Source organism: Streptomyces sp. NBC_00193 (assembly GCF_026342735.1).
Lineage (GTDB): Bacteria > Actinomycetota > Actinomycetes > Streptomycetales > Streptomycetaceae > Streptomyces > Streptomyces stoeckheimensis.
On sequence record NZ_JAPEMM010000001.1, the window covers coordinates 3437621 to 3458483 of the forward strand.

The window sequence follows — 20863 nt, forward strand, 5'->3', positions numbered from 1 at the left end:
CATGGCGACTCTCACCGAGAGGAGTCGTGTCACCCGGCTCGGGCCGGCGTTCCACCGTTTCTGGCTGAGCGACACCGTCAGCATGGCGGGCACGCAGATTTCCGCGGTGGCCCTTCCCGTGGTCGCCGTCACCCAGCTGAACGCGTCGGCTTCCGAAGTAGGCGTTCTGGTTGCCGCGGAGGAGGGTGCGTGGCTGCTGATCGGTCTGCTGGCCGGGGCATGGGTGGACCAATGGAGCAAGCGGCGGGTGGTGGCGTGGACCGACGCCGGGCGGGGGCTGCTGCTGGCGAGCATTCCTCTGGCCTGGTGGCTGGGTGTTCTCACGATGAGTCAACTGTGGGTCGTGGGCCTGCTCGTGGGGGCCCTCACCGTGTTCTTCACCATCGCCTACCAGGCGTACCTGCCGAGCCTGGTCCCGCACGACGACCTCGTCGACGCGAACGCACGACTGGCGACCAGCCAGGCCACCACGTCCGTCGCCGGTCCGGGGCTCGGGGGAGTGCTGGTCCAAGCCCTGACCGCGCCGGTGGCGATCCTTCTCGACACGGTGTCCTTCATGGTCTCGGCGCTCCTTCTCGGCTCTCTGCCGGTAGAGGAGCGAAGACCGGAACCAGAAGCCCGGCAGCCGCTGCGCAAGCAGATCGGGGAAGGGCTCCGGTACGTCTTCGCGGATCCGGTGCTGCGTGCGCTGACGGGCACGGGAGCGGCACTCAACTTCTGCGTGGCCGCACAGCACACCCTGGTGACCGTTTTCCTCCTGCGGGTCCTGAACGTGTCGACCGGGGTCCTCGGACTGCTCCTCGCCTTCACCGGGGTCGGGGGCGTGGCCGGCGGGCTGCTGGCGAGTCGTCTCGCCAAGCGGCTGTCCAGCGGAACAGCCGTGCGGATCGGCTTGGTCCTGGGACCGGTGGGAGGGCTGTGCATCCCGTTGGCCGAACCGGGCTGGTGGGCCGCGCTGTTCGCGATCGGTGCGGCCTCCCTGGCAGGCGGAATCGCGATCTTCAACGTGATCACGGGTGCCTGGCGGCTGGCCTCCTGTCCACCCGAGCTGCTCGGCCGCATGGTCGCCTCCACGAGAACGGTCAGCTGGGGTGCCCTGCCGGTCGGCGCCCTGGTGGGCGGATCGCTGGGCGACGCGGTCGGCGTCCGCACCGCGCTGGTTCTGGTCGCCTTCGGCTTTGTCCTCATCCCGTGCGTGCTGGCAACCACGAGACTGTGGCGCATCCATGAATTCAAATAGGACATAGTCCTGCGGATTTCTGGAGATTTTCTCGATCGCCCCTCCAAAGGGGGTTGCGCGGCAAGGATCAGCCGGTAATGTAGTTCTCGTTCGACGGGAAAGGAAAAACCTTCCGGGGGAATTGAACCGGATATGTTTCCGTATCGAACGATCAGATCGAAGCGCATTTCTGCGCACATGGCACCATGTGGGTCGACGACCAGTTCGAGATCGAGACCCTCGCACTGAAGGTGCCGCGATCGTCGTCCAGCCCAAGTCCTGACAGAACCGATGGCGACATTCTGTTTCGCCGGCGTCGGGCGAACATTTCTGAAGTTTCCCAATCTGGAGGTAGCACCATGCAGAACGACCAGTTCGAGATCGAGACCCTGGACACCGAGGGCACCGCGATCGTGGTTCAGTCGAAGTCCTGGTAGTACCGGCCCGCATGGGTCGAAGTATTCCTGAAGAAACTCAAACCGGAGGTAATGGCATGCAGAACGACCAGTTCGAGATCGAGACCCTGGACACCGAGGGCACCGCGATCGTGGTTCAGTCGAAGTCCTGGTAGTACCGGCCCGCATGGGTCGAAGTATTCCTGAAGAAACTCAAACCGGAGGTAATGGCATGCAGAACGACCAGTTCGAGATCGAGACCCTGGACACCGAGGGCACCGCGATCGTGGTTCAGTCGAAGTCCTGGTAGTACCGGCCCGCATGGGTCGAAGTATTCCTGAAGAAACTCAAACCGGAGGTAATGGCATGCAGAACGACCAGTTCGAGATCGAGACCCTGGACACCGAGGGCACCGCGATCGTGGTTCAGTCGAAGTCCTGGTAGTACCGGCCCGCATGGGTCGAAGTATTCCTGAAGAAACTCAAACCGGAGGTAATGGCATGCAGAACGACCAGTTCGAGATCGAGACCCTGGACACCGAGGGCACCGCGATCGTCGTCCAGTCCAAGTCCTGGTAACGATCCCGGCAAAAGCTAGCTGAATTCAAGGAAGGCGGCGGCGCCCGTGCCGCCGCCTACCTGACTTTATGTCCTGGCCATCCCAAGGGGGGAACATGACCGACACCGAATATCGCGGCCTTGGGCCGGCTATGGTGCGCAGTGGCCATGCCACACTCGCGCCTTGGGTCGTATCGATGCCGCAGGAATCCGGGAAGCTCTATCTGGTGGGCCCGCGCATGGCATTGCTGGGGACCCGCGAGGGTGTCACCGGCGATGCGCTGGTGGCCGCCGGCCACCAGGACTTCACCCTGGCAGCCCCCGACCCGCTCCTCGACCTCAGTCTCGGCCCGGCTAGGGGAAACGGCACTCCTGACCTGATTCTGCTCGACCTTGTCGGGCGACCGGACGTCTGGCTGTTGCACGACGAACTCGCTCGACAGGGCATCGTGACCACTTCAGTCCTCCCCGACGCGCAGGAGCTCGGCGCGTCCGACAGGGCGCCGGTACTCGTTCTCGCTGATCGTGAGCCCGTGGTCCCCTCGCCATGGATACGGGAACTGCTGCGCTCACGGTCGGTGCTGTGGGCCGGAGAGTGCTCCGACGGCACACACATCGGTCCGCTGTTCACGGATGAGGCGCAACTCGACGACTACCTCGAGGCGACCAACATCTGGGCCTCCGACCGATTCCTGCGCGACCTGGGCATGCGCGAGCGTCCGCTCCCCCTGCTCACCGGGGGGCTAGAAAGGCCCCGGGACCTGGCGCGGGCCGTTGCCGCCGTCCTGGGCGGCGGCCGTTCCGACGGGGCGGTGCTCGTTGACGGAACGCGAGAGGTGACCTTGTGGACCGGCCTCCGGACGCGGCCCCGGCCGCCCGAGGACCTGCTGGGTGAGCTGAACTGGGCGAAGGGCCTCGTCAAGGATCTCGTGACCGAGCCGCTGAGCGAGGACGTGGGGATTCAGGTGGTGACCTGCCGGACCCCGTGCGGGGTGGGCACCGCAGAGTTCGAGTCGAACAGCGGAAAGGGCGCCACCGTACGCAAGGCCACCGAGCGAGCCCTCGGTGAGACCGCGGAACGGTTCGCGTCGTGGCAGGCGAACGCCGCCCACGGACCGCGATGCCACCCGCGCCGGTACGGACTTGAGGATTTTCACGCCTTTGGCGAGTTGTATGAGGCTCACCGGCGCGAAGGCTCGCCCGACATCGAGTGGACCACGGCCGTGTCACTGGCATCCGGCGACGCCTACGACGTCCCTGCCTGTCTGGTCGCGTTCCCGTACCTGCCCAGCTCCGGCCATACCCGGCCGAGCAAGGGCGACACCTCGGGACTCGCTTCCTACCCCGGACGCGACCAAGCGGTACTGCGAGGCCTGCGCGAAGTGCTGGAAAGGGATTCTCTCTACCCGAACTTCATGCACCAGCGCCCGGGAACGCTGCTGCGGGCGGAGCCCGGCGATGTCGTCGACGACAAGCAGACGTTCTGCGTGGTGTATCCGGATGCGCCGGTCCCCCTGGTGCATGCCTTTGTTCTGGACGGCAGCAGGACGGACACGCCGATAGCGGCTCGGGGCACGGGAAGCGGCCTCACCTGGCAGGAGGCGCGCGAGCGGGCACTGGAGGAGGCCCGCCAGTTGCTGGCGCAGTCCCACCAGGGCCGTGAGCTCGCCCTCGCGGACGCGTTCGACGCATGGTGCCGTCCCGATGTGACGTCCCAGCTGCTGGACTACCTCGGACACCTCCCGGAGGGCGATCCCACGGGACCGGAATCCGGCAGCGCCTCCGAGCAGCTGGCATCGCTCGTGGAGACACTGGGCGCGGCCGGCCGGGATGTCCTGGTGGCCGAACTGCCCAACCCCGTCAGCGGCTGGACGGCCGTACGCGTCCTGGTTCCCGGGGCCACGACCAACCAGTGGGCCTCCGCGAGCGCCGGAGGGCAAAGGCTGCGAGGAGCCGTCTGGACACACGGAGTCCCCGCGTGACCGACAGCGACCTCCAGATCGCCGGTGACATCCTTGAGGTCCCGCATCTCCTGCGGCCTCCGCGGGAGCAGCCGGCCACCGTTGCCGAGTTCGCCGGGATGGCCCGCTCGATCGCCGCGGATCGCGACCGGTGGGCGCACCTCGTCCGCTACGACGCCATCAGCCGTTGGCATCACCGGCTGAGCACCGGCCCCGGCCACGAGGTGTGGCTGCTGTCCTGGGTGCCCGGGCAGGGCAGCGGGCTGCACGACCACGGCCGCTCCTCCGGAGTGCTGACCATGCTGGAGGGCACGTTGACGGAGCGGACGCAAGGAGGGATACGCGTACTGCGGCCGGGCGCGCAGCTGGTGTTCGCGCCCGGGTACGTGCACCGGGTCGTCAACGACGCACTGCAGCCGGCGGTGAGCCTGCACATCTACCACCCGGGCCTGACCACTTCGTGGCCGTGCTCGGCCTGACCGCCATCACCTCGTCCCAGATCGACAGCCGCTTCAACCTGCTCACCGGAGTCCTGGCCGGCCTTTGCCCCGCCTGGCGCGCTGCCCGCATCGAGCCCGCCGAGGCGCTGCGGCGCTGAGGGGCGGCCCTACCGGGTCGGGCCTACCGCCTCAGGCGGCGCGCACCGGATGCGTGGTCACTTCGGCGGTGAAGATGGGGCCGCCGTTCTGCCTCAGTTCGACCAGGGTGCCCCTGGTTCCCGCCGGGGTTCCCGGGGGTGTCGGGAGCGGCGTGGCGGTGACGAGGCACTGGGTGTCGAACTCGACGTAGCGGGTGAAGGTCGTCTTCATCGCCACCACCGTGGCCGGGCGCGGGGACAGGGCCAGGGCCGCCTGGCGGGCCGCCTCCAGGAGGAGCATCCCCGGGGCGTGGTCGACGGGGTGGTCGAAGAGTGCCGGGTGTGTGAGGTCGGACCGCAGGTGCCAGCGGCCCGGGGTGCCGGTGGAGGACAGGACCACGTCGGCGGCGCGCTCGCGGCCGACGAGGCCGGGCGGGATCGGGGCGCCCGGCGGCAGGGCGCGGGCGTGGGCCGCGGCCATGTCGGCGTACGGGCCGCGCAGGCGCTGGTAGACCGCGGGGGCCTGGTTGGAGAACCGGGTCCGTACGTGGGCTGCGGTGATGCCGCCCAGGGAGGCGCGGACGGACATGGTCATGCCCGCCAGTCGGGTGCCGCGGCGTACGACATCGGTGCAGGTGACGTCCAGTTCGGTGGTGGGCGGGGCGTCGTGGGCGCTGAGCGCCGAGGCGTCGAACTGGAAGTGCAGGTCTTCCCAGGCCTGCCGGAAGCCGAACGGCACGCCGTAGGCGGCGTGGCAGAGCATGGGGATCGCCTGGCGTACGCACTCGATCAGGAGCAGCGGGTCGCGGAAGCCGTACGCGCCGCCGTAGAAGCGGTGGTGGGCCGGCCATCGTGCGGAGATGCCGAACCGGTCGGCGCCCATGGGGTGCCAGCTGGTCAGGAGCCGTTCGCTCGCGTCGGCCTTGTGGACCTCGGCCGCTGACACCGGCCGGCTGTGAGGATGCGATTCGCGCCTTGTCGGCAGTGTGCTCGTGAGCATGCTGTCCCCCCGGGACGTCGGAAACGAAGTCGATCCGGACAGGGGTGGCTCAGTGGATGTGGATCCGGTGGCCCCCGCCCGTTCCTCATTCAACATAACGAGTGTTCGCTTTTGTTTAAAGTCAAGACTTTGTAAAGTGGCAGGTCTGGGGGGTTTGGGGAGGGGTCGTGCCCTGGCGGGTGGGGGTGCTGGGGGATCCGGGTGGCGTTTGGGCTTGCCAGTGGACCGCTCCGACTCGTTAACATAAGAACCGTTCCGTTTCTTTTTGGAGGGGAGAGGGCGTGGCTGGTCCCAAGCAGGAGCGGGCGGTTCAGACGCGGGAGGCGATCCTGCGCGCGGCGGCCGAGACCTTCGACGAGCTCGGCTACGCCGGTGCCAGCGTCAACCTGATCCTGAAGCGGGCGGGGCTCACCACGGGCGCCCTGTACTTCCACTTCGACTCGAAAGAGGGTCTGGCGCGCGCGGTGATGAACGCGCAACCCGAGACCATCGTCCCGAGGCTCCAGTCCGAAGGGCTCCAACGCCTGGTGGACATCACCCTGTTCTGGTCGCACCTGCTCCAGGTCGACCCGCTCCTGCGCGCCGGAGTCCGGCTGACGGGGGAGCAGGCCTCCTGGGGAGGCTCCGACGTGACGCCCTACCAGTCCTGGGCCGGGATCATGGCCGACTGCCTGCGTGAGGCGCAGGGCAGGGGAGAGCTGCAAGCGGGCGTGTCACCCGAGGAGTTGGGCGAGTTCGTCACCGAGGCGTGTACGGGCATGCAGATGTTCTCCAGCGTGGCCAGCGGCCGGAAGGACCTGAGCGACCGCACCCTCCGGATGTGGCGCCTGCTGCTGCCCGGCATCGCCGTACCGGCGGTCGTGTCCCGCACCGAGGTCAGTCACGAACGGCTGAGCAACCTCATCGGCTGAGCAACCTCATCGGCCATCCCCCGCTCGACCGCCGTACCGCCGTACAGCCGTACGGCCGAATCGCCATGCCCCGGTACCGCCCTACCGCCCTACCGCCGTACCGCCGTACCGCCACTTCGTCCCGTCCTGTCCCTGGAGGACCCATGCCCCACCGCCTCGGCCGACTTCGGCTCGCCGCCCTCAACATCGACGGTGTCCTGCTCAACGACACCTTCAGCCCCGTGATCCACGCCTTCGTCGTCGGCCGGGGAGGCGCCTACACCGCCGATACCGAGCGTGCCGTGTTCTCGCAGCCCCAGCACATAGCCGGCCGCAACATGGCCGCCGCCGTACCGCAGGCGCTCAGCGGGGAGGAGGCCCTCGCGGCCTACTTCGAGGAGCGCGAGGTCTACCTCGCCGAGCACCCGGTCGCCGTCCTGGACGGGGCGATCGACCTCGTGCGCAGGCTGAGGGCCCTCGGTCTGCAGACGGTCTGTTACGGAGGGCTGCCCGCGCCCCACTTCGACCGGTTCCTCGGGGAATGGGCGGAGCTCTTCGACGGCCCGCGCTACGTCTGCACCAATGACTTCCGTCCCGGCATCCACGAGATCACCACCGAGATCTTCGGGCTGGAGCACGGGGAGGCGCTCTTCGTCGACGACGTGGCCAAGGTGGCCGAGACCGCCCGGGGCCTCGACGTTCCCTTCATCGGCCACCCGAGCAAGTTCGTGCACAGCTTCCAGCGGCAGCTGATGCACGAGGCCGGGGTACGGCACGTCGTGGACTCCCTGGAGGCGATCGACGAGCAGCTGATCCGCACCATCGACGCCGAGGCCCTCGGCGGCACGCTGTGGAGCAAGGTCCCGACCGGTACGGGCCTGCGAGCAACGGCATGAGCGACAGCAGCGCGGGCCACCCGCGTCCGATGTCCGGCCGGGTGGCCATGATCACCGGAGCGTCCAGCGGGATCGGTGCGGCGGCCGCCCAGGCGTTCGCCGACGAGGGTGCGGCCGTCGTCCTGGTCGCGCGGCGCGGCGAGCGGCTGCGCGAGCTGGCCCGGAAGATCGGCGGATCCGGCGGACGCGCCCTCGCGGTCGAGGGCGACGTCGTCGACTCGGACCGGATGCGCGAAGCCGTCGAGGCGGCCGTGGAGACGTACGGGCGGCTCGACTACGCCTTCAACAACGCCGGTTACGCCACGGCGGGCGCGCCGCTGCACGAGGTCGACGACGCCGTCTTCCGGCAGACGATGGACGTGAACGTGACGGGCGTGTGGAACTGCATGCGCCACCAGATACCCGTGATGCTGGGCCAGGGCACCGGGGGTTCCATCGTCAACACGGCCAGTGTCGCCGCCACCCGGGCCACGGGGGCCAGCGCCGCGTACGTGGCCGCCAAGCACGCCGTGCTCGGCATGACCCGGGCCGCCGCGGCCGACTACGGCGCCGCGAACATCCGGGTCAACGCCCTGATCGTGGGCGCCACGCGCACCGAGATGATGGAGGAGGTGCTGGGGCAACACGCCGAGCTGGAGCAGCGGTTCGCTGAAGCCTCCGTGCAGAAGCGCATGGCTTCGCCCTCCGAAGTCGCCGAGGCGGCGCTGTGGCTGTGCAGCGACCGGGCCTCCTTCGTGACCGGCGCCGCGATGCCGGTCGACGGCGGCGCCACCGCGATCTGAGCGGGCCTCCGTCCCCAGTCATCTCCGGTGCTCCCCGCTCCTCCGTGAAACCCGGCGCGACTTGTGCCAGTCGGCAACGACAGCCGACGCAGGCGCTGGTGTGCTGGCCGGCAGAGACGCCGTGACGGACGGTCGGCGCGGGAGCACGGAGGATCCACGATGCACGGAACCGCAACCGGGGCAGGAACCGTAGAGGAACCCGTAGAAGAACCCCTAGAAGAACCCGTAGACGACATCAGACCGGGCCCCCCGGCGCGGAGCGCGACGCGTGCCCTCGCCGTCCTCGGCCTGAGCGCGTTCGTCGTGGGGACCGCCGAGTTCACCGTGATCGGTGTCCTCGACCGGATGGCCGAGAGCCTGCACGTCAGCGCCGCCACGGCCGGTCTGCTGGTCACCGCGTACGCGGTCGGGGTGTGCCTGGGCGGGCCGCTGCTGACCGCGGTGACGCTCCGGGCGCCCCGCAGGCTCGTACTGGTCGGCGCGCTCGGCGGCTATGCCCTGGCCAACGCCGTCGCGGCCCTCTGGGCGGACTTCGCCGTCGTGCTGGTGGTACGCGTCCTCGCGGGCGCCGTCCACGGGCTCTTCGTCGGCGCCGCCTCCGCGGCGGCCGCCGGCCTGGTCCCGGCGGAGCGCAAGGGCCGGGCCGTCGCCGTGGTGTTCGGCGGGATAGCCGCGGCCAATCTGCTGGGCGTGCCGCTGGCCACCTTCGCCGGGCAGGTCCTGCCGTGGCAGTACGCCTTCGCCGGCATCGCCGTTCTCGCGTGCGCGGCCCTGCTGCTGACCCGGGCGGCGGTTCCTTCGTCCGTCGGCGGCGGGCAGCAGGCGTTGCGCGCACAGTTCCGGCACGTGGCGAAGGCGCCGGTGGTGGCGTTGCTGGCGATCGCCGTCCTGGTCTTCTGCGGCCAGTTCACCGCCTTCACCCAGCTGAGCGGGTACCTCCAGGACGTCGTCGGCGTCCAAGGTGGCGCCGTCAGCCTGTACTTGCTGGTGTTCGGGGCCGCCGGCTCCGTGGGCACCGTGCTCGGGGGCCGCCTCGCCGACCGGGCCGCCGGCACCACCGTGGTCGCGGGGACCGCGGTGCTCGCGCTGGTGCTCACGACGCTCTTCCTGCTCGGAGAGCGGCCCGTCGCCGTGGGCGTGTGCGTCGCGGTCTGGGGCCTCGCCGGGTTCGGCCTCGCCCCCGCCCTCCAGCTCCGTACGATCCGCCGCGCCGGGCCCGGCGGCGACCTCGCGGCCACGCTCGGCGCCTCGGCGGGGAACGCCGGCATCGCGGTCGGAGCGGCCGTCGCGAGCGGGATCACGGGGATGTACGGGTACTCCGTACTGCCGCTCGCCGCGGCGGTGATCTGCGTCGTGACGCTTCCCCTGACCTGGATCTGCCGGTCCGAGGCCGCGGAAGCCTCCGCACCGGCCGCCCCGTAGGGCGGGCGCGGGGGGTACGACTCGGGCCCATGCCGTACGACGGCATGGGCCCGACCCGCGTCCCCGCCCCCGCGGGCGTCAGACGCAGTCCTCCTCGCGGTACTCGGCGACAGCCCCGTCGCCCCGCTCCGCCGCTGCCGCTGCCGCCGCCGCGCGCAGCTCCACCCGCCGGATCTTCCCCGAGATCGTCTTGGGCAGTGCGGCGAACTCGATGCGCCGCACCCTCTTGTACGGGGGAAGCTCTGTCCGGGAGTGGGCGAACAGCAGCTTCGCCGTGTCCCGGGTCGGCTCCCAGCCCTCCGCCAGCACCACGTACGCCTTGGGCACCGACAGCCGCAGGGCGTCCGGCGCGGGCACCACGCCGGCCTCCGCCACGGCCTCGTGCGACAGCAGGGCGCTCTCCAGCTCGAACGGGGAGATCTTGTAGTCGGAGGACTTGAACACGTCGTCCCCGCGGCCGATGTAGGTGAGCCGTCCGTCGGGGCCGCGCACCGCGAGGTCGCCCGTGCGGTAGTAGCCGTCCGCCATTGCCTCGGCGGTCCGCTCCGGGTCCTCCTCGTAGCCCGCCATGACCCCGACGGGGGCGGCGGACAGGTCCACGCTGATCTCGCCCTCGTCGGCCGGGCGCCCCGTGGCGGGGTCGAGCAGGGCGATGGTGAAGCCGGGGCTCGGCCGGCCCATCGAGCCGGGAGTGACCTCCGCGCCGGGGGTGTTGGCGATCTGGACCGTCGTCTCGGTCTGGCCGAAGCCGTCCCGGACGGTCACCCCCCAGGAGCGCCGCACCGCGTCGATGACCTCGGGGTTGAGGGGCTCGCCGGCCGCCACCGCCTCCCGCGGCGGCGTGCGCAGCAGGCCCAGGTCGGCCTGGATGAGCATGCGCCACACGGTGGGCGGCGCGCAGAAGGTGGTCACGCCCGCGCGGTCCATCTCCGTCATCAGCCGGCCCGCGTCGAAGCGCGTGTAGTTCTGTACGAAGACGGTCGCCTCCGCGTTCCACGGGGCGAAGAGGCTGGACCAGGCGTGCTTGGCCCAGCCGGGCGAGGAGATGTTCAGGTGGACGTCGCCGGGGCGCAGCCCGATCCAGTACATGGTGGACAGGTGCCCCACCGGGTACGAGGCGTGCGTGTGCCGGACCAGCTTCGGCCGGGAGGTCGTGCCGGAGGTGAAGTAGAGCAGGAGCGGGTCGTCGGCGAGGGTCGGGCCGTCGGGCAGGTACTGCGCCGGGGCCGTCAGCGAGTCCTCGTAGTCCAGCCAGCCCGGGAGCACGGCCCCGGCCGGCCGGCCGACCGCGATACGGGTGAGGCCGCCGGGTACCGCGTCGAACCGGGCGTGGTCCTGCGCCCGGGCGATGACGTGGCGGACCGCGCCGCGGTCGATGCGGTCCGCCAGCTCCGCCGCGTTCAGCAGCGTCGTCGTCGGAACGACCACGGCGCGCAGCTTCATCGCGGCCAGCGCCGTCTCCCACAGCTCCTTCTGGTTGCCGAGCATGACCAGGACGCGGTCCCCGGCGCGGACGCCCCGGGCGCGCAGCCAGTTCGCGACCTGGTCGGAGCGGTGGGCGAGTTCCGCGAAGGAGTGTTCGGCGTGGGAGCCGTCCTCCTCCGCGATCCGCAGCGCGGTGCGGTGGTTGCCGCGGGCGATGGCGTCGAACCAGTCCAGGGCCCAGTTGAACCGCTCCGGACGGGGCCAGCGGAAGCCCGCGTACGCCGTGTCGTAGTCCTCCCGGTGGGCGAGCAGGAAGTCCCGTGCGGCCCGGAACTCCCCGGCGGGGTCGGTCGTGGTCATGCGTCGTCGCCGACCGGGACCTGTGCGCCGACCGGGACCAGCGCGACGACGGGGATGGTCCGGTCGGTCTTGGACCGGAACGTCGCGAAGTTCGGGTCCTGCGCCGTCTGCAGCCGCCACAGCTCCTCGTGCTCCGACTCCGGTACCGGCTCGGGCCGTACGGCGAAGCGGTGCGGGCCGACCTCCACGACGCCCTCGCCGGCCGCCATGAGATTGCGGTACCAGCCGGGCGCCACGGCGGCTCCGCCGTTCGCGGCGAAGACGATGTGGCGGCCGTCCCGGACCAGGTGGACGAGGGGGGTCGTACGGGTCAGACCGCTGACCCGGCCCGTGGTGCTGAGCAGCAGGAGGGGGATGGAACCGAAGTCCTTCACCCGGCCACCGGTGGCCCGGAATTCCTCGATGACGCCCCGGTTGAAGGAATTGCTGTTGACGGTCTCGTCGACCGTGCCGTTCGTTTCCTGCATGTCCTGCATCAGTTCCATTCACCTTCCGGGAGGAAGAGGCGGGTGTTCGTGGTCTGCTCGAACGGCATTCCGGCGGGCATGTTGATGAGTTCCATGGAAAGACCCCACGGCGTCGTGAAATACACCCAGCGGTCTCCGGCGATGGGCCCGTCCACGATGGTTTCCGGCTCTCCGAGGATGGTCACGCCGGGCTGCTCGCGCAGGTACGCGGTGGCCTTGTCGACGTCGTCCACGTAGATCGCGAAATGGTGCCCGCCCCAGTCGCTGTTGCGCGGCCGGCTGCGGTCCTGGTCGGGCGAGGTGTACTCGAAGAGCTCGAGGTTGGTCACCGGGCCGAGGCGCAGCATGGCGATGTTCGCCGAGGCGCGGGGGTGCACGGCGAGCTTCTCGGTCATCCAGCTGCCCTCGGTGTCCTCCACCGGTCCCAGGCGGTAGGCGAGTTCGGCGCCGATGACCTCGGTGAAGAACTCCACGGCCTGGTCGAGGTCGGGCACGGTGTAGGCGATGTGGTGCACCGCGCGTGCTCCCGGGATCTTGCTCAACGTCACTCCGTCCGCCGGGGGTCCCGCCGTCGGCGGAGCCCCGTGCCGTTGCCCGTGCGGAGGCCCGGGCAGGCCCGACGATGCGGCCCCGCGGCCCGCCGATCAAGGCGTAGTTCCCAAAGTGCGCCGACCTGCCGAAGTTGACTTCGGGGGTTGGCGGAGAAGCGCCCCCTCCTGCTGAGATGGCATTCATCGCGGCGAACTCGGCCGACCGGAACGGCGAATCAGCCGACGGGAACGGTGAACTCAGCCGAACCAGAACCGCCTTCGATGCGCCCCCGCTTCTGCATTCATGGGCTGGACTTCCTTCCAATGAACTCGAAGACCAGGAAACGACGAAGATGACGAATGAAATAAAGCGCCGCCGGTTCGTGGGTGCGGGATCGGGAATGGCCCTGGCCGCCGCCACCGGCGGACTGGTGCAGGCCCCCGCCGCACGCGCCGCCGGTGCCCGGGTCGCCGGGGCGGCGGGCGCGGCCGGCGCCCAGGCGACCGGCGTCACGGTGGTCCCGGCCGACTCCCGGTACCCCGATCTCACCTCGGGCATGAACCAGCGCTGGCAGGCCCGCCCGGACAAGATCGTGCTGCCGCGGACGACGGCCGAGGTCGTCACGGCCGTCCGCGAGGCGGTCTCCACCTCCAAGCGGCTGTCGGTGGTCAGCGGCGGGCACTGCTTCGAAGACTTCGTCTTCAACGCCGACATCAAGATCAACATCAAGCTGTCGCTGATGAACCAGGTCACCTTCGACGCGGCGATGAACGCCTTCTGCGTCGGCGGCGGAGCCACCCTGCTCGACGTGTACGAGGCCCTCTACGAGGGCTGGGGCGTGACCATACCCGGCGGCATCTGCCACAGCGTCGGCGTCGGCGGCCACATCACCGGCGGCGGCTTCGGCAACCTCTCCCGCCAGCACGGCCTGACCGTCGACCACCTGCACGCCGTGGAGGTCGTGGTCGTCAACGCGGACGGTTCGGTCCGCAGCGTGATCGCCGCCCGGGACTCCTCCGACGCCCGCCTGCGCGACCTGTTCTGGGCGCACACCGGCGGTGGCGGCGGCAGCTTCGGCATCGTCACCCGGTTCTGGTTCCGCACCCCCGGCGCCACCGGGGGACCGGAGTCGCTGCTGCCCAAGGCGCCGTCGGAGATCTACCTGACCCTGGCCAACTGGCCCTGGGAGAAGGTCACGCAGGACGGCTTCAGCCGCCTGGTCACCTACTGGGGCAAGTGGCTGGAGCAGAACAACACGGCGGGCACCACGGCCGGTTCGCTCTACTCCTGGCTGCTGCTCAACCACCGCGACAGCGGTTCGCTCGGCGCCGTCGTCCAGCTGGACGCCTCGCTCCCCGACGCCGCGGCCGTCCTCTCGGACTTCCTCGCCGGCATGGACCTGGCGCTGGGCCTGAGCTCGGCGACCCGGCGCTCGTCGGGGGTGGTCGACTCCGCGTACACCACGACCAAGCTGCAGCCGTGGCTGCGGGGCACCCGCTACATCGGCTCCATCTCCGCCACCCAGCTGGACCCGACCACCCGCGGCATCCACAAGTCCTCCCACGTGCGCACGGCGACCCCCCAGCGCCAGATCGACGCCATGTACCGCAACCTCACGGCCACCGAGAGCCCCAGCCCCTTCGCGGGGATCGTGCTCTCCGCGTCGGGCGGCCGGATCGCGTCCGTCTCGCCGACCGCCACGGCGGTCGCCCAGCGCGACGCGATCATGAAGACCAACTTCGAGAGCCTCTGGTACGACACCAAGGACGACGCCAAGAACATCGCCTGGGTGCGCAACGCCTTCAGCGAGGTCTACGCCGACACCGGCGGCGTCCCGGTCCCCAACGGCGTCACCGACGGCTGCTACATCAACTACCCCGACGGCGACCTCTCGGACCCGGCCTTCAACACCTCCGCCGTGCCGTGGCACGACCTGTACTGGAAGGGCAACTACGCCCGGCTCCAGCAGATCAAGCGCGCCTGGGACCCGAGGAACGTCTTCCAGCACCGGCAGTCGGTCCGGCTCTGACCTGACGCCGAGCCGCCCGCACCCCCCACACCTGTCGGTCGGGCCGCCACCCCCACTCGCCGGCCCGACCGGCACCCCTTGACCCCCTTCCATCCCCCTTCAGCTCGCTTCAAGGAGAGAGAACCCTCATGCGAACCACCACCCTCGGCAACGGCGGTCCCGTAGTAGGCCGCGTCGGTCTCGGCACCATGGGCATGTCCTTCGGCTACGACCCGCACGGCTGGGACGACGACGCCTCCGTCGCGGTGATCCACCGTGCCCTCGACCTCGGCGTCAACCTGATCGACACGGCCGACGTCTACGGCCCGTTCACCAACGAGGACCTCGTCGGGCGGGCCATCAAGGGCCGCCGCGACGAGGTGGTGCTGTCCACCAAGGGCGGCCTCGTCGTCGACGAGAACGGCATCGGCCTCAACGGCCGTCCCGAGCACCTGACCGCGGCCGTCGAGGCCAGCCTGGGCCGCCTGGGCACCGACCACATCGACCTCTACTTCCTGCACCGCGTCGACTCGCAGGTGCCGCTGGAGGAGAGCTGGGGCGCCCTCGCCGAGCTCGTGCGCCAGGGCAAGATCCGCTCGCTCGGCCTCTCCGCGGTGAGCCTGGAGCAGATCCGCGCCGCGCAGGGCGTGCACGCGGTGGCCGCCGTCGAGTCCGAGGCCTCGCTGTTCACCCGGGACGCCTTCGCCGACGTCCTCCCGTACACCGTGGAGCAGGGCATCGCCTTCCTGCCCTTCTCCCCGCTGGGCCGCGGTCTGCTCACCGGCGCCTTCCAGAACCCGGCCGACCTGCCCAAGGACGACTGGCGCAGCACCCAGCCGCGCTTCACCGAAGAGGCGTTCGCGCACAACAAGGCGATCGTCGACGCGGTGCGCGCCGTGGCCGACCGGCACGAGGCCGCTCCGGCGCAGGTGGCGCTGGCCTGGCTGCTGACCAAGGGCGAGCACGTCGTCCCGATCCCCGGCACCAAGACCGAGCGCTACCTCGTCCAGAACGCCGGCGCCGCCGCGCTGGACCTCACCGACCAGGACGTCGCCGAACTGGACGCCCTGCCCGCACCCATGGGCGCCCCCGAGGCGTGATCGCGCCCCCTCGTCCGGCCGGGTGACCCCCCGCCGGAACCCGTTCCGTCCCCGCCGGTCCCGGAAGATCCCCGGACCGGCGGGGGCGGGGCCCTTCCCCGGGCCCGCCCCGCCTCTCAGGCCCGCCCCGCCTCTCAGGCCCGCCCGCCTCTCAGGCCCGTCCCGCCTCCTCGTTCCGACCTTCAGACGGAGTACTTCCCACGATGTCCGAGATCACCACGGCCCGTCCGAGCAGCAGCCTCACCTCCGCCTTCGACATCCCCCGCCCGCCGGGCCTGACGTGGTTCGTCCAGTCCCAGATGCCGGTGGGCTACGAGGTCTCCCTGACACGGGGGCTCCTCAACCCCGCCAACCCCGTCCTCGCCCGCTCGGTCGGTGCCGACGGCCGCGCCCCCGTGCGCGCGCTCGTCGTCGTGGACCAGGCCGTCGACGAGCTCTACGGCCCGGGCCTGCGCGGCTACTTCGACGCCTGGCAGGTCGACGCGTTCTGGAAGGTCATGCCCGGCGACGAGGAGACCAAGAACCTCGACCAGGTCGTCGAGGTCACCCGGTCCATGACCGAGATGGGCATCCTGCGCCGCACCGAGCGCGTGGTCGTCGTCGGCGGCGGAGTCCTCATGGACGTCGTGGGCATGGCCGCGAGCCTCTACCGCAGGGGCGCCCCCTACGTACGGGTCCCCACGACCCTCGTCGGACAGGTCGACGCGGGCGTCGGCGTGAAGACCGGGGTCAACCACGGCACCCACAAGAACCGCCTCGGCACCTACTTCGCCCCCGAAGTCACCCTCATCGACCCGGAGTTCCTGCGCACGGTGGAGCCCCGGCACATCGCCAACGGACTCGCCGAGATCATCAAGATGGCGCTCATCAAGGACGGCGCCCTCTTCGACCTGCTGGAAGAGAACGTCACCCGGATCACCAGCGACTCGCTCGCCGACTGCGGGGCGGCGATGAGCGAGGTCGTCTCCCGGGCCATCGCCGGCATGCTGGACGAGCTGGAGCCGAACCTCTGGGAAGGCGTCCTGGAGCGGTCGGTCGACTACGGACACACCTTCAGCCCGTCCCTGGAACTGAGGGCCGACCCGCCGCTGCTGCACGGCGAGGCCGTCGGCGTCGACATGGCCGTTTGCCTGGCGCTGGCCGCCGGACGCGGGTACCTGTCCGAGGGCGACGCCCACCGCGCGCTGGCCCTCATCGCCGGCTGCGGACTCCCGCTGACCCACCCCGTGTTCACCCCCGAGCTGCTGGAGGTCGGCCTCGCCGACGCCGTCAAGCACCGGGACGGCGCCCAGCGCCTGCCGCTGACCGACGGGATCGGCTCCTGCGTCTTCGTCAACGACATCACCGCCAACGAGCTGGCCCGCGCCCTGGAGTTCGTACGGGCCTACGCGGACGGATCCCGCGCGGACGGTCCGGCCCAGTGAGCGCGCCGGGCCCGATCACCGTCCTCGACGTGGGCGGCACCCATGTGCGCAGTGCCGCCTGGTCGCCCGGCGACGGACTCGGCGACACCCTCAACCAGCCGTCGCCGAGCCGCCTGCGGCACCCCGACACCCCCGTGGCCGAGCTGCGGGAACGCCTCCTCGCCACCCTCAGCGCAGCGGTTCCCCGCACGCCCGGCGGCTCCGTCGCCGGTGTCTCCTTCGGCGCCGCCCTCGACCACCGCAGCGGCACCGTCTACGGCTCCGCACCGCTGTTCGGCGACGAGACCACACCGCTGGACCTGCGCGGCGAGCTCACCACCCGGCGCCCCGACGTCCGGTGGCACATCGTCAACGACGTCACCGCCGCCCTGCTGCACTTCGTCTCCGCGCCGCACCGCCGCGCCCACCGCAAGGTGCTGCTGATGACCATCAGCTCCGGCATCGCCTGCCGCACCGTGGACCTGCGCAGCGGCGCGATCGCCACGGACGGCTGCGGGCTGCAGGGCGAGGTCGGCCACCTGCCCGCATCCGCCCGGCTGGCCGGCGAACCCGTCGAGCTGCTCTGCGACTGCGGCCGGCCCGGGCACGTGTCCTCGTACGCGTCCGGGCCGGGCCTGCGCCGGATGGCCGACGTCCTGCGGGAGCGCGCACCCGGCCGCTGGGAGCGCTCGCACCTGGGGCGCGCCATGGCGGACGGCGCCGACTTCGAACCGGCGCTCCGGGCGGCCCTGGGCGCGGGTGACGCGCTCGCGTCCGAACTCCTCGACGCGGCCACGGCGCCCGTCGCCGACGTGCTGCGCAGTGCGCTCTGCCTCGATCCGGAGCTGGACGAACTCGCCCTCACCGGCGGTGTGGCCAGCGGCCTCGGCGCGTACTACGAGGCCTCGGTCCTCGGCCATCTCCGCCGCGAAGGGCTCTACCTCACCGGGGAGCGCGCACCGGAGTGGGCCACGGACCGCATCACCGTGTGCGCTCCGGGCGAGGCGAACGGCCTCATCGGGGCGGGCCTCGCGGCCCTGGACGCGGAACGACTGTCCGGCCCCGGCCCCGACGCCGCCCCTGCCCCCGCCCCCGGCCCGCGCGCGGCATCGAGCGCTCCGGACGCCACCCACCCCGCGGTCGTACGGGAAGGGGGCGCGACGCACCTGCGCCTGCGGCCCACCCCCGCACCCGGACCGGGGGAGCTCGGCGTCGCGCCCCTCGTCGCCGGGGTGTGCGGCACCGACCTGCAGATCCTGCGGGGTCTGCGCGACGACGGCGCCCCGGTGCTGGGCCACGAAGGAGTGGCCCGGATCATCGAGGTGGGCCCGGGCGTGACCGATCCGCGGCTGGTGCCCGGAGCCCACGTCGTGGTCAATCCCACGCACCCGTCCGACCCGTCGTTCCTCCTCGGGCACAACGTGGACGGCATGCTGCAAGCCCGCATGCTCGTCCCCGAGAGCGCCGTCCGCGGCGGCCTCGTGCTCCCCCTGGAGCAGGTGCCCGAAGGGAACCTGCCCGCGCTGATCGAGCCCCTGGCGGTCGTACGGTACGCCCTGCTCGCGCTGCGCCGGCACGACCCCGACACCCTGCTCGTGGTCGGCGACGGCACCGTCGGCCACCTCGCCGTACGCGCCGCCCGGCAGTGGCTCGGCCGCCCCGTGCGGACCGTCCACGTGCACCACACCCCGGCGGGCCTGGACTGGAGCGGGCGGGCGCCGCACCGCGCCGACCACCGCGTCCTCGGGGACGGCCTGGAGGCGGGAACCCCCGCCGGGACGCTGGACCGGGGCCGGGTCGCGGTCCTGATCGCCACACCGGCGCCGGCGACCCTGCCGAGCCTCGACCTGGCCCTGGCGGCGACGAAGGGCGCCGAGGTCGCCGTCGACCTCGTCGGCGGACTGCGCCGGCCCGCCTTCAGCGCGTGGTTCCCGGGCATCGACCTGGCCGAGGTGCGGGCCGCCAACTGCGGCGGCACGCCCGAACCGCCCGTCGTCGCACGGCTCGCCACGGCCGACGGCCGCACGGTGTCGGTCCTGGGCCACCGCGGCGTGGCCAACGAACACCTGGAGTACGCGGCGGCCGAACTGTGCCGGGACCCGGAGCGCTACCGGGACCTGGTGACGCACGAGACGGACCTCGCGGGGGCGGCCGCCATCCTGACCGCGCTCGCCCGCGACGAGGGCCGGATCGTCGACGGACGGCGGTTGGTGAAGCTCGCTGTGCGGACGGAAGCCGTACGGACGGAAACCGTGCGGACGGAAACCGTGCGGACGGAGGCCTCGTCATGAGCTTCGCGCCGAGCTTTGCGTCGAGCCCCGTGCCGCGCCTCCCGCTGACCGGCCTCGTCGACTGGCGGCTCCCCGTACGCGGCGAGGCGGCCGTGGACCTGGCCTTCCAACACCGCGTCGAGGGGCTCCAGTTCGACCTCGGAGGACCCGGACGCGGCCCCTGGCTGGACAAGCCGGGAACGGCCGGGGGAGCGGTCGGGCGGCTGCGCCGCACCGCCTCGGCCGCCGGAGTGACCCCCCTCGGTGTGGCGGCCAACGTGCTCAACGACATCGGCCTCACCGCCGCGGCGGGCACCCTGGCCGCCGCACGGGTCCGGTCGGTGATCGACCGGCTGCTGGACGTGGCCTGGGAGCTCGGTGTCCCGCTGGTGTTCCTGCCGAGCTTCCGGCGCAGCGCCATCGACGGCGAGGCGGCACTGATGCGCACCGCCGAGGTGCTGCGCTGGGCGGCGGCGCAGGCGCAGGCCCACGGCCTGCTCCTGGCCAACGAGAACGTGCTGCCCGCGCACCAGGCCCTGCGGCTGGTCGAGGAGGTCGGCTCGCCGGCGTTCCGGCTGCTGCTGGACAGCTACAACCCGGTCGGCGCCGGCATCGACGTACCCGACCTGGTGGAGGCGACGGCCCCCTTCCTCGCCGACCAGATCCACCTCAAGGACGGCCCCGGCGCCCCCTCCGGCCCGCTCCTGGGCGACGGCGACGGCCGTGTCGAGGAGACCGTCGACGCCGTGGCACGCCATCTGCCGGGCGTGCACGCCGTCGTGCTGGAGAACGACCACCGCGACGGGGACCGCACCCGGCTCCGCGCGGACCTCGAACGGGCCCGGGCGCTCGCCCGCAGGCTGCACCGACGAAGAATGGAGGCGGCACAGCCATGCCCCTCGTACTGACCGCTCACGCCCTGCTGTTCGACATGGACGGCACCCTCGTGGACTCCACCGCCGCCGTGGAACGCACCTGGCACCGCTTCGCCGCGCGGCACGGCCTCGACGCGGCCGAGATCCTGGCCTCCGCGCACGGCCAGCGCACCGCGGAGACCGTCGCCGCCCACGCCCCGCCGGGCACCGACGTGGAGGCCGAGACGGCCTGGCTCGTCGCCCAGGACATGGCCGACACCAGCGGCACCGTCGCCGTGCCGGGAGCCGCCGAACTGCTGGCGTCGCTGCCGCCGCACCGCTGGGCGCTCGTCACCTCCGCGGGCCGGGAACTGGCCGTACGGCGCATGGCGGCCGCCGGACTGCCGCTGCCGCAGGTCCTGGTCAGCGCGGACGACGTACGGGAGGGCAAGCCCTCGCCCGAGGGATTCGAGGCCGCCGCCGCCCTGCTCGGCGTCAGCCCCTCGGCCGCCGTCGTCTTCGAGGACGCCGAGCTCGGCCTGCTGGCCGCCGGCGCCGGCGGATGCTTCTCGGTGGTCGTGGGCGCACACGGCGGAGACGCCGCCGAGGGCCGTCCCCGGATCGCCGATTTCACCGGGGCCACCTGCACCGCCTCCGACGAGGACGGCCTGCGCCTGGTGCTCCCGACGTCCGCGCCGGCGCGCGTACGAGTGCCCGCGCGGACCTGACCCGCACGTCCCCGGCGG

General features: G+C 71.5%; 23 protein-coding genes. 19 read left to right on the forward strand and 4 right to left on the reverse strand.

Annotation, left to right across the window (positions count from 1 at the left end; genetic code table 11):
- The first annotated feature begins 1 nt into the window (after position 1).
- The 9 genes from OG898_RS15300 to OG898_RS15340 all read left to right on the forward strand — a co-directional run bounded on the left by OG898_RS15300 (position 2) and on the right by OG898_RS15340 (position 4730).
- Positions 2 to 1240, forward strand: coding sequence for an MFS transporter (locus tag OG898_RS15300; RefSeq protein ID WP_266957413.1), 1239 nt, complete (start codon positions 2 to 4; stop codon positions 1238 to 1240).
- Between the two features lie 185 nt (positions 1241 to 1425).
- Positions 1426 to 1656 (forward strand): hypothetical protein, encoded by a 231-nt coding sequence (locus tag OG898_RS15305; protein WP_266957415.1) that lies wholly within the window; start codon positions 1426 to 1428, stop codon positions 1654 to 1656.
- An 11-nt stretch (positions 1657 to 1667) separates the two neighbouring features.
- Positions 1668 to 1790: a hypothetical protein gene (locus tag OG898_RS15310; RefSeq protein WP_266957417.1), complete on the forward strand. Its 123-nt coding sequence runs from the start codon at positions 1668 to 1670 to the stop codon at positions 1788 to 1790.
- An 11-nt stretch (positions 1791 to 1801) separates the two neighbouring features.
- Positions 1802 to 1924: a hypothetical protein gene (locus OG898_RS15315; protein ID WP_266957417.1), complete on the forward strand. Its 123-nt coding sequence runs from the start codon at positions 1802 to 1804 to the stop codon at positions 1922 to 1924.
- 11 nt (positions 1925 to 1935) lie between these two features.
- Positions 1936 to 2058 (forward strand): hypothetical protein, encoded by a 123-nt coding sequence (locus OG898_RS15320; protein WP_266957417.1) that lies wholly within the window; start codon positions 1936 to 1938, stop codon positions 2056 to 2058.
- 11 nt (positions 2059 to 2069) lie between these two features.
- Complete coding sequence (locus OG898_RS15325; protein ID WP_266957417.1) at positions 2070 to 2192, forward strand: hypothetical protein; 123 nt, start codon at positions 2070 to 2072, stop codon at positions 2190 to 2192.
- 95 nt (positions 2193 to 2287) lie between these two features.
- On the forward strand, positions 2288 to 4153 hold the full coding sequence (locus OG898_RS15330; RefSeq protein ID WP_266957419.1) for a YcaO-like family protein: 1866 nt from the start codon (positions 2288 to 2290) through the stop codon (positions 4151 to 4153).
- Positions 4150 to 4611, forward strand: coding sequence for a cysteine dioxygenase family protein (locus tag OG898_RS15335; RefSeq protein WP_266957421.1), 462 nt, complete (start codon positions 4150 to 4152; stop codon positions 4609 to 4611). The genes OG898_RS15330 and OG898_RS15335 overlap by 4 nt, the downstream gene beginning before the upstream one ends.
- Positions 4599 to 4730, forward strand: coding sequence for a hypothetical protein (locus OG898_RS15340; RefSeq protein ID WP_266957423.1), 132 nt, complete (start codon positions 4599 to 4601; stop codon positions 4728 to 4730). The genes OG898_RS15335 and OG898_RS15340 overlap by 13 nt, the downstream gene beginning before the upstream one ends.
- Positions 4731 to 4761: 31 nt before the next feature.
- On the opposite strand, the gene OG898_RS15345 is transcribed toward OG898_RS15340, so the two are convergent.
- Positions 4762 to 5655 (reverse strand): ScbA/BarX family gamma-butyrolactone biosynthesis protein, encoded by an 894-nt coding sequence (locus tag OG898_RS15345; RefSeq protein WP_266957425.1) that lies wholly within the window; start codon positions 5653 to 5655, stop codon positions 4762 to 4764.
- 335 nt (positions 5656 to 5990) lie between these two features.
- Between OG898_RS15345 and OG898_RS15350 the strand changes: the two genes are divergently transcribed.
- The 4 genes from OG898_RS15350 to OG898_RS15365 all read left to right on the forward strand — a co-directional run bounded on the left by OG898_RS15350 (position 5991) and on the right by OG898_RS15365 (position 9699).
- Positions 5991 to 6620: a ScbR family autoregulator-binding transcription factor gene (locus OG898_RS15350; RefSeq protein ID WP_250737743.1), complete on the forward strand. Its 630-nt coding sequence runs from the start codon at positions 5991 to 5993 to the stop codon at positions 6618 to 6620.
- A gap of 143 nt (positions 6621 to 6763) precedes the next feature.
- Positions 6764 to 7495, forward strand: a complete 732-nt coding sequence (locus OG898_RS15355; RefSeq protein ID WP_266957429.1) for an HAD family phosphatase — start codon at positions 6764 to 6766, stop codon at positions 7493 to 7495.
- Positions 7492 to 8277 carry an SDR family NAD(P)-dependent oxidoreductase gene (locus tag OG898_RS15360; protein ID WP_250737733.1) on the forward strand — a complete coding sequence of 262 codons (786 nt, stop codon included), beginning with the start codon at positions 7492 to 7494 and terminating at the stop codon, positions 8275 to 8277. The genes OG898_RS15355 and OG898_RS15360 overlap by 4 nt, the downstream gene beginning before the upstream one ends.
- A gap of 159 nt (positions 8278 to 8436) precedes the next feature.
- Positions 8437 to 9699: an MFS transporter gene (locus OG898_RS15365; protein ID WP_266957432.1), complete on the forward strand. Its 1263-nt coding sequence runs from the start codon at positions 8437 to 8439 to the stop codon at positions 9697 to 9699.
- Positions 9700 to 9777: 78 nt separating this feature from the next.
- On the opposite strand, the gene OG898_RS15370 is transcribed toward OG898_RS15365, so the two are convergent.
- Genes OG898_RS15370 through OG898_RS15380 form a run of 3 tightly spaced genes read right to left on the reverse strand, consistent with a single transcriptional unit; the run spans position 9778 to position 12493 of the window.
- Complete coding sequence (locus OG898_RS15370; RefSeq protein WP_266957434.1) at positions 9778 to 11484, reverse strand: AMP-binding protein; 1707 nt, start codon at positions 11482 to 11484, stop codon at positions 9778 to 9780.
- Positions 11481 to 11960, reverse strand: a complete 480-nt coding sequence (locus OG898_RS15375; protein ID WP_266957436.1) for a nitroreductase/quinone reductase family protein — start codon at positions 11958 to 11960, stop codon at positions 11481 to 11483. The genes OG898_RS15370 and OG898_RS15375 overlap by 4 nt, the downstream gene beginning before the upstream one ends.
- Positions 11960 to 12493, reverse strand: a complete 534-nt coding sequence (locus OG898_RS15380; RefSeq protein WP_266957438.1) for a VOC family protein — start codon at positions 12491 to 12493, stop codon at positions 11960 to 11962. Before OG898_RS15380 ends, OG898_RS15375 begins: the two co-directional genes overlap by 1 nt.
- A 341-nt stretch (positions 12494 to 12834) precedes the next feature.
- On the opposite strand from OG898_RS15380, the gene OG898_RS15385 reads away from it, so the two are divergent.
- From OG898_RS15385 to OG898_RS15410, 6 genes are all read left to right on the forward strand, one after another.
- The gene (locus OG898_RS15385) at positions 12835 to 14511 is read left to right on the forward strand and encodes an FAD-binding oxidoreductase (RefSeq protein WP_266957440.1); all 1677 of its coding nucleotides are present in this window, start codon (positions 12835 to 12837) and stop codon (positions 14509 to 14511) included.
- Positions 14512 to 14639: 128 nt separating this feature from the next.
- Positions 14640 to 15590: an aldo/keto reductase gene (locus tag OG898_RS15390; RefSeq protein WP_266957442.1), complete on the forward strand. Its 951-nt coding sequence runs from the start codon at positions 14640 to 14642 to the stop codon at positions 15588 to 15590.
- A gap of 203 nt (positions 15591 to 15793) precedes the next feature.
- The gene (locus OG898_RS15395) at positions 15794 to 17014 is read left to right on the forward strand and encodes a sedoheptulose 7-phosphate cyclase (RefSeq protein WP_250737701.1); all 1221 of its coding nucleotides are present in this window, start codon (positions 15794 to 15796) and stop codon (positions 17012 to 17014) included.
- Positions 17011 to 19284 carry an ROK family protein gene (locus OG898_RS15400; RefSeq protein WP_266957445.1) on the forward strand — a complete coding sequence of 758 codons (2274 nt, stop codon included), beginning with the start codon at positions 17011 to 17013 and terminating at the stop codon, positions 19282 to 19284. Before OG898_RS15395 ends, OG898_RS15400 begins: the two co-directional genes overlap by 4 nt.
- Complete coding sequence (locus tag OG898_RS15405) at positions 19281 to 20171, forward strand: sugar phosphate isomerase/epimerase (protein WP_266957447.1); 891 nt, start codon at positions 19281 to 19283, stop codon at positions 20169 to 20171. The genes OG898_RS15400 and OG898_RS15405 overlap by 4 nt, the downstream gene beginning before the upstream one ends.
- On the forward strand, positions 20156 to 20845 hold the full coding sequence (locus OG898_RS15410; RefSeq protein ID WP_266957449.1) for an HAD-IA family hydrolase: 690 nt from the start codon (positions 20156 to 20158) through the stop codon (positions 20843 to 20845). The genes OG898_RS15405 and OG898_RS15410 overlap by 16 nt, the downstream gene beginning before the upstream one ends.
- The last annotated feature ends 18 nt before the right edge of the window (positions 20846 to 20863 follow it).

Bases quoted from the DNA above. Each gene is read 5' to 3' on its own strand.
- OG898_RS15300 (WP_266957413.1), top strand. From the start codon at position 2: ATGGCGACTCTCACCGAGAGGAGTCGTGTCACCCGGCTCGGGCCGGCG.
- OG898_RS15305 (WP_266957415.1), top strand. From the start codon at position 1,426: ATGTGGGTCGACGACCAGTTCGAGATCGAGACCCTCGCACTGAAGGTG.
- OG898_RS15310 (WP_266957417.1), top strand. From the start codon at position 1,668: ATGGGTCGAAGTATTCCTGAAGAAACTCAAACCGGAGGTAATGGCATG.
- OG898_RS15315 (WP_266957417.1), top strand. From the start codon at position 1,802: ATGGGTCGAAGTATTCCTGAAGAAACTCAAACCGGAGGTAATGGCATG.
- OG898_RS15320 (WP_266957417.1), top strand. From the start codon at position 1,936: ATGGGTCGAAGTATTCCTGAAGAAACTCAAACCGGAGGTAATGGCATG.
- OG898_RS15325 (WP_266957417.1), top strand. From the start codon at position 2,070: ATGGGTCGAAGTATTCCTGAAGAAACTCAAACCGGAGGTAATGGCATG.
- OG898_RS15330 (WP_266957419.1), top strand. From the start codon at position 2,288: ATGACCGACACCGAATATCGCGGCCTTGGGCCGGCTATGGTGCGCAGT.
- OG898_RS15355 (WP_266957429.1), top strand. From the start codon at position 6,764: ATGCCCCACCGCCTCGGCCGACTTCGGCTCGCCGCCCTCAACATCGAC.
- OG898_RS15360 (WP_250737733.1), top strand. From the start codon at position 7,492: ATGAGCGACAGCAGCGCGGGCCACCCGCGTCCGATGTCCGGCCGGGTG.
- OG898_RS15365 (WP_266957432.1), top strand. From the start codon at position 8,437: ATGCACGGAACCGCAACCGGGGCAGGAACCGTAGAGGAACCCGTAGAA.
- OG898_RS15370 (WP_266957434.1), bottom strand. From the start codon at position 11,484: ATGACCACGACCGACCCCGCCGGGGAGTTCCGGGCCGCACGGGACTTC.
- OG898_RS15375 (WP_266957436.1), bottom strand. From the start codon at position 11,960: ATGCAGGACATGCAGGAAACGAACGGCACGGTCGACGAGACCGTCAAC.
- OG898_RS15385 (WP_266957440.1), top strand. From the start codon at position 12,835: ATGACGAATGAAATAAAGCGCCGCCGGTTCGTGGGTGCGGGATCGGGA.
- OG898_RS15390 (WP_266957442.1), top strand. From the start codon at position 14,640: ATGCGAACCACCACCCTCGGCAACGGCGGTCCCGTAGTAGGCCGCGTC.
- OG898_RS15395 (WP_250737701.1), top strand. From the start codon at position 15,794: ATGTCCGAGATCACCACGGCCCGTCCGAGCAGCAGCCTCACCTCCGCC.
- OG898_RS15405 (WP_266957447.1), top strand. From the start codon at position 19,281: ATGAGCTTCGCGCCGAGCTTTGCGTCGAGCCCCGTGCCGCGCCTCCCG.
- OG898_RS15410 (WP_266957449.1), top strand. From the start codon at position 20,156: ATGCCCCTCGTACTGACCGCTCACGCCCTGCTGTTCGACATGGACGGC.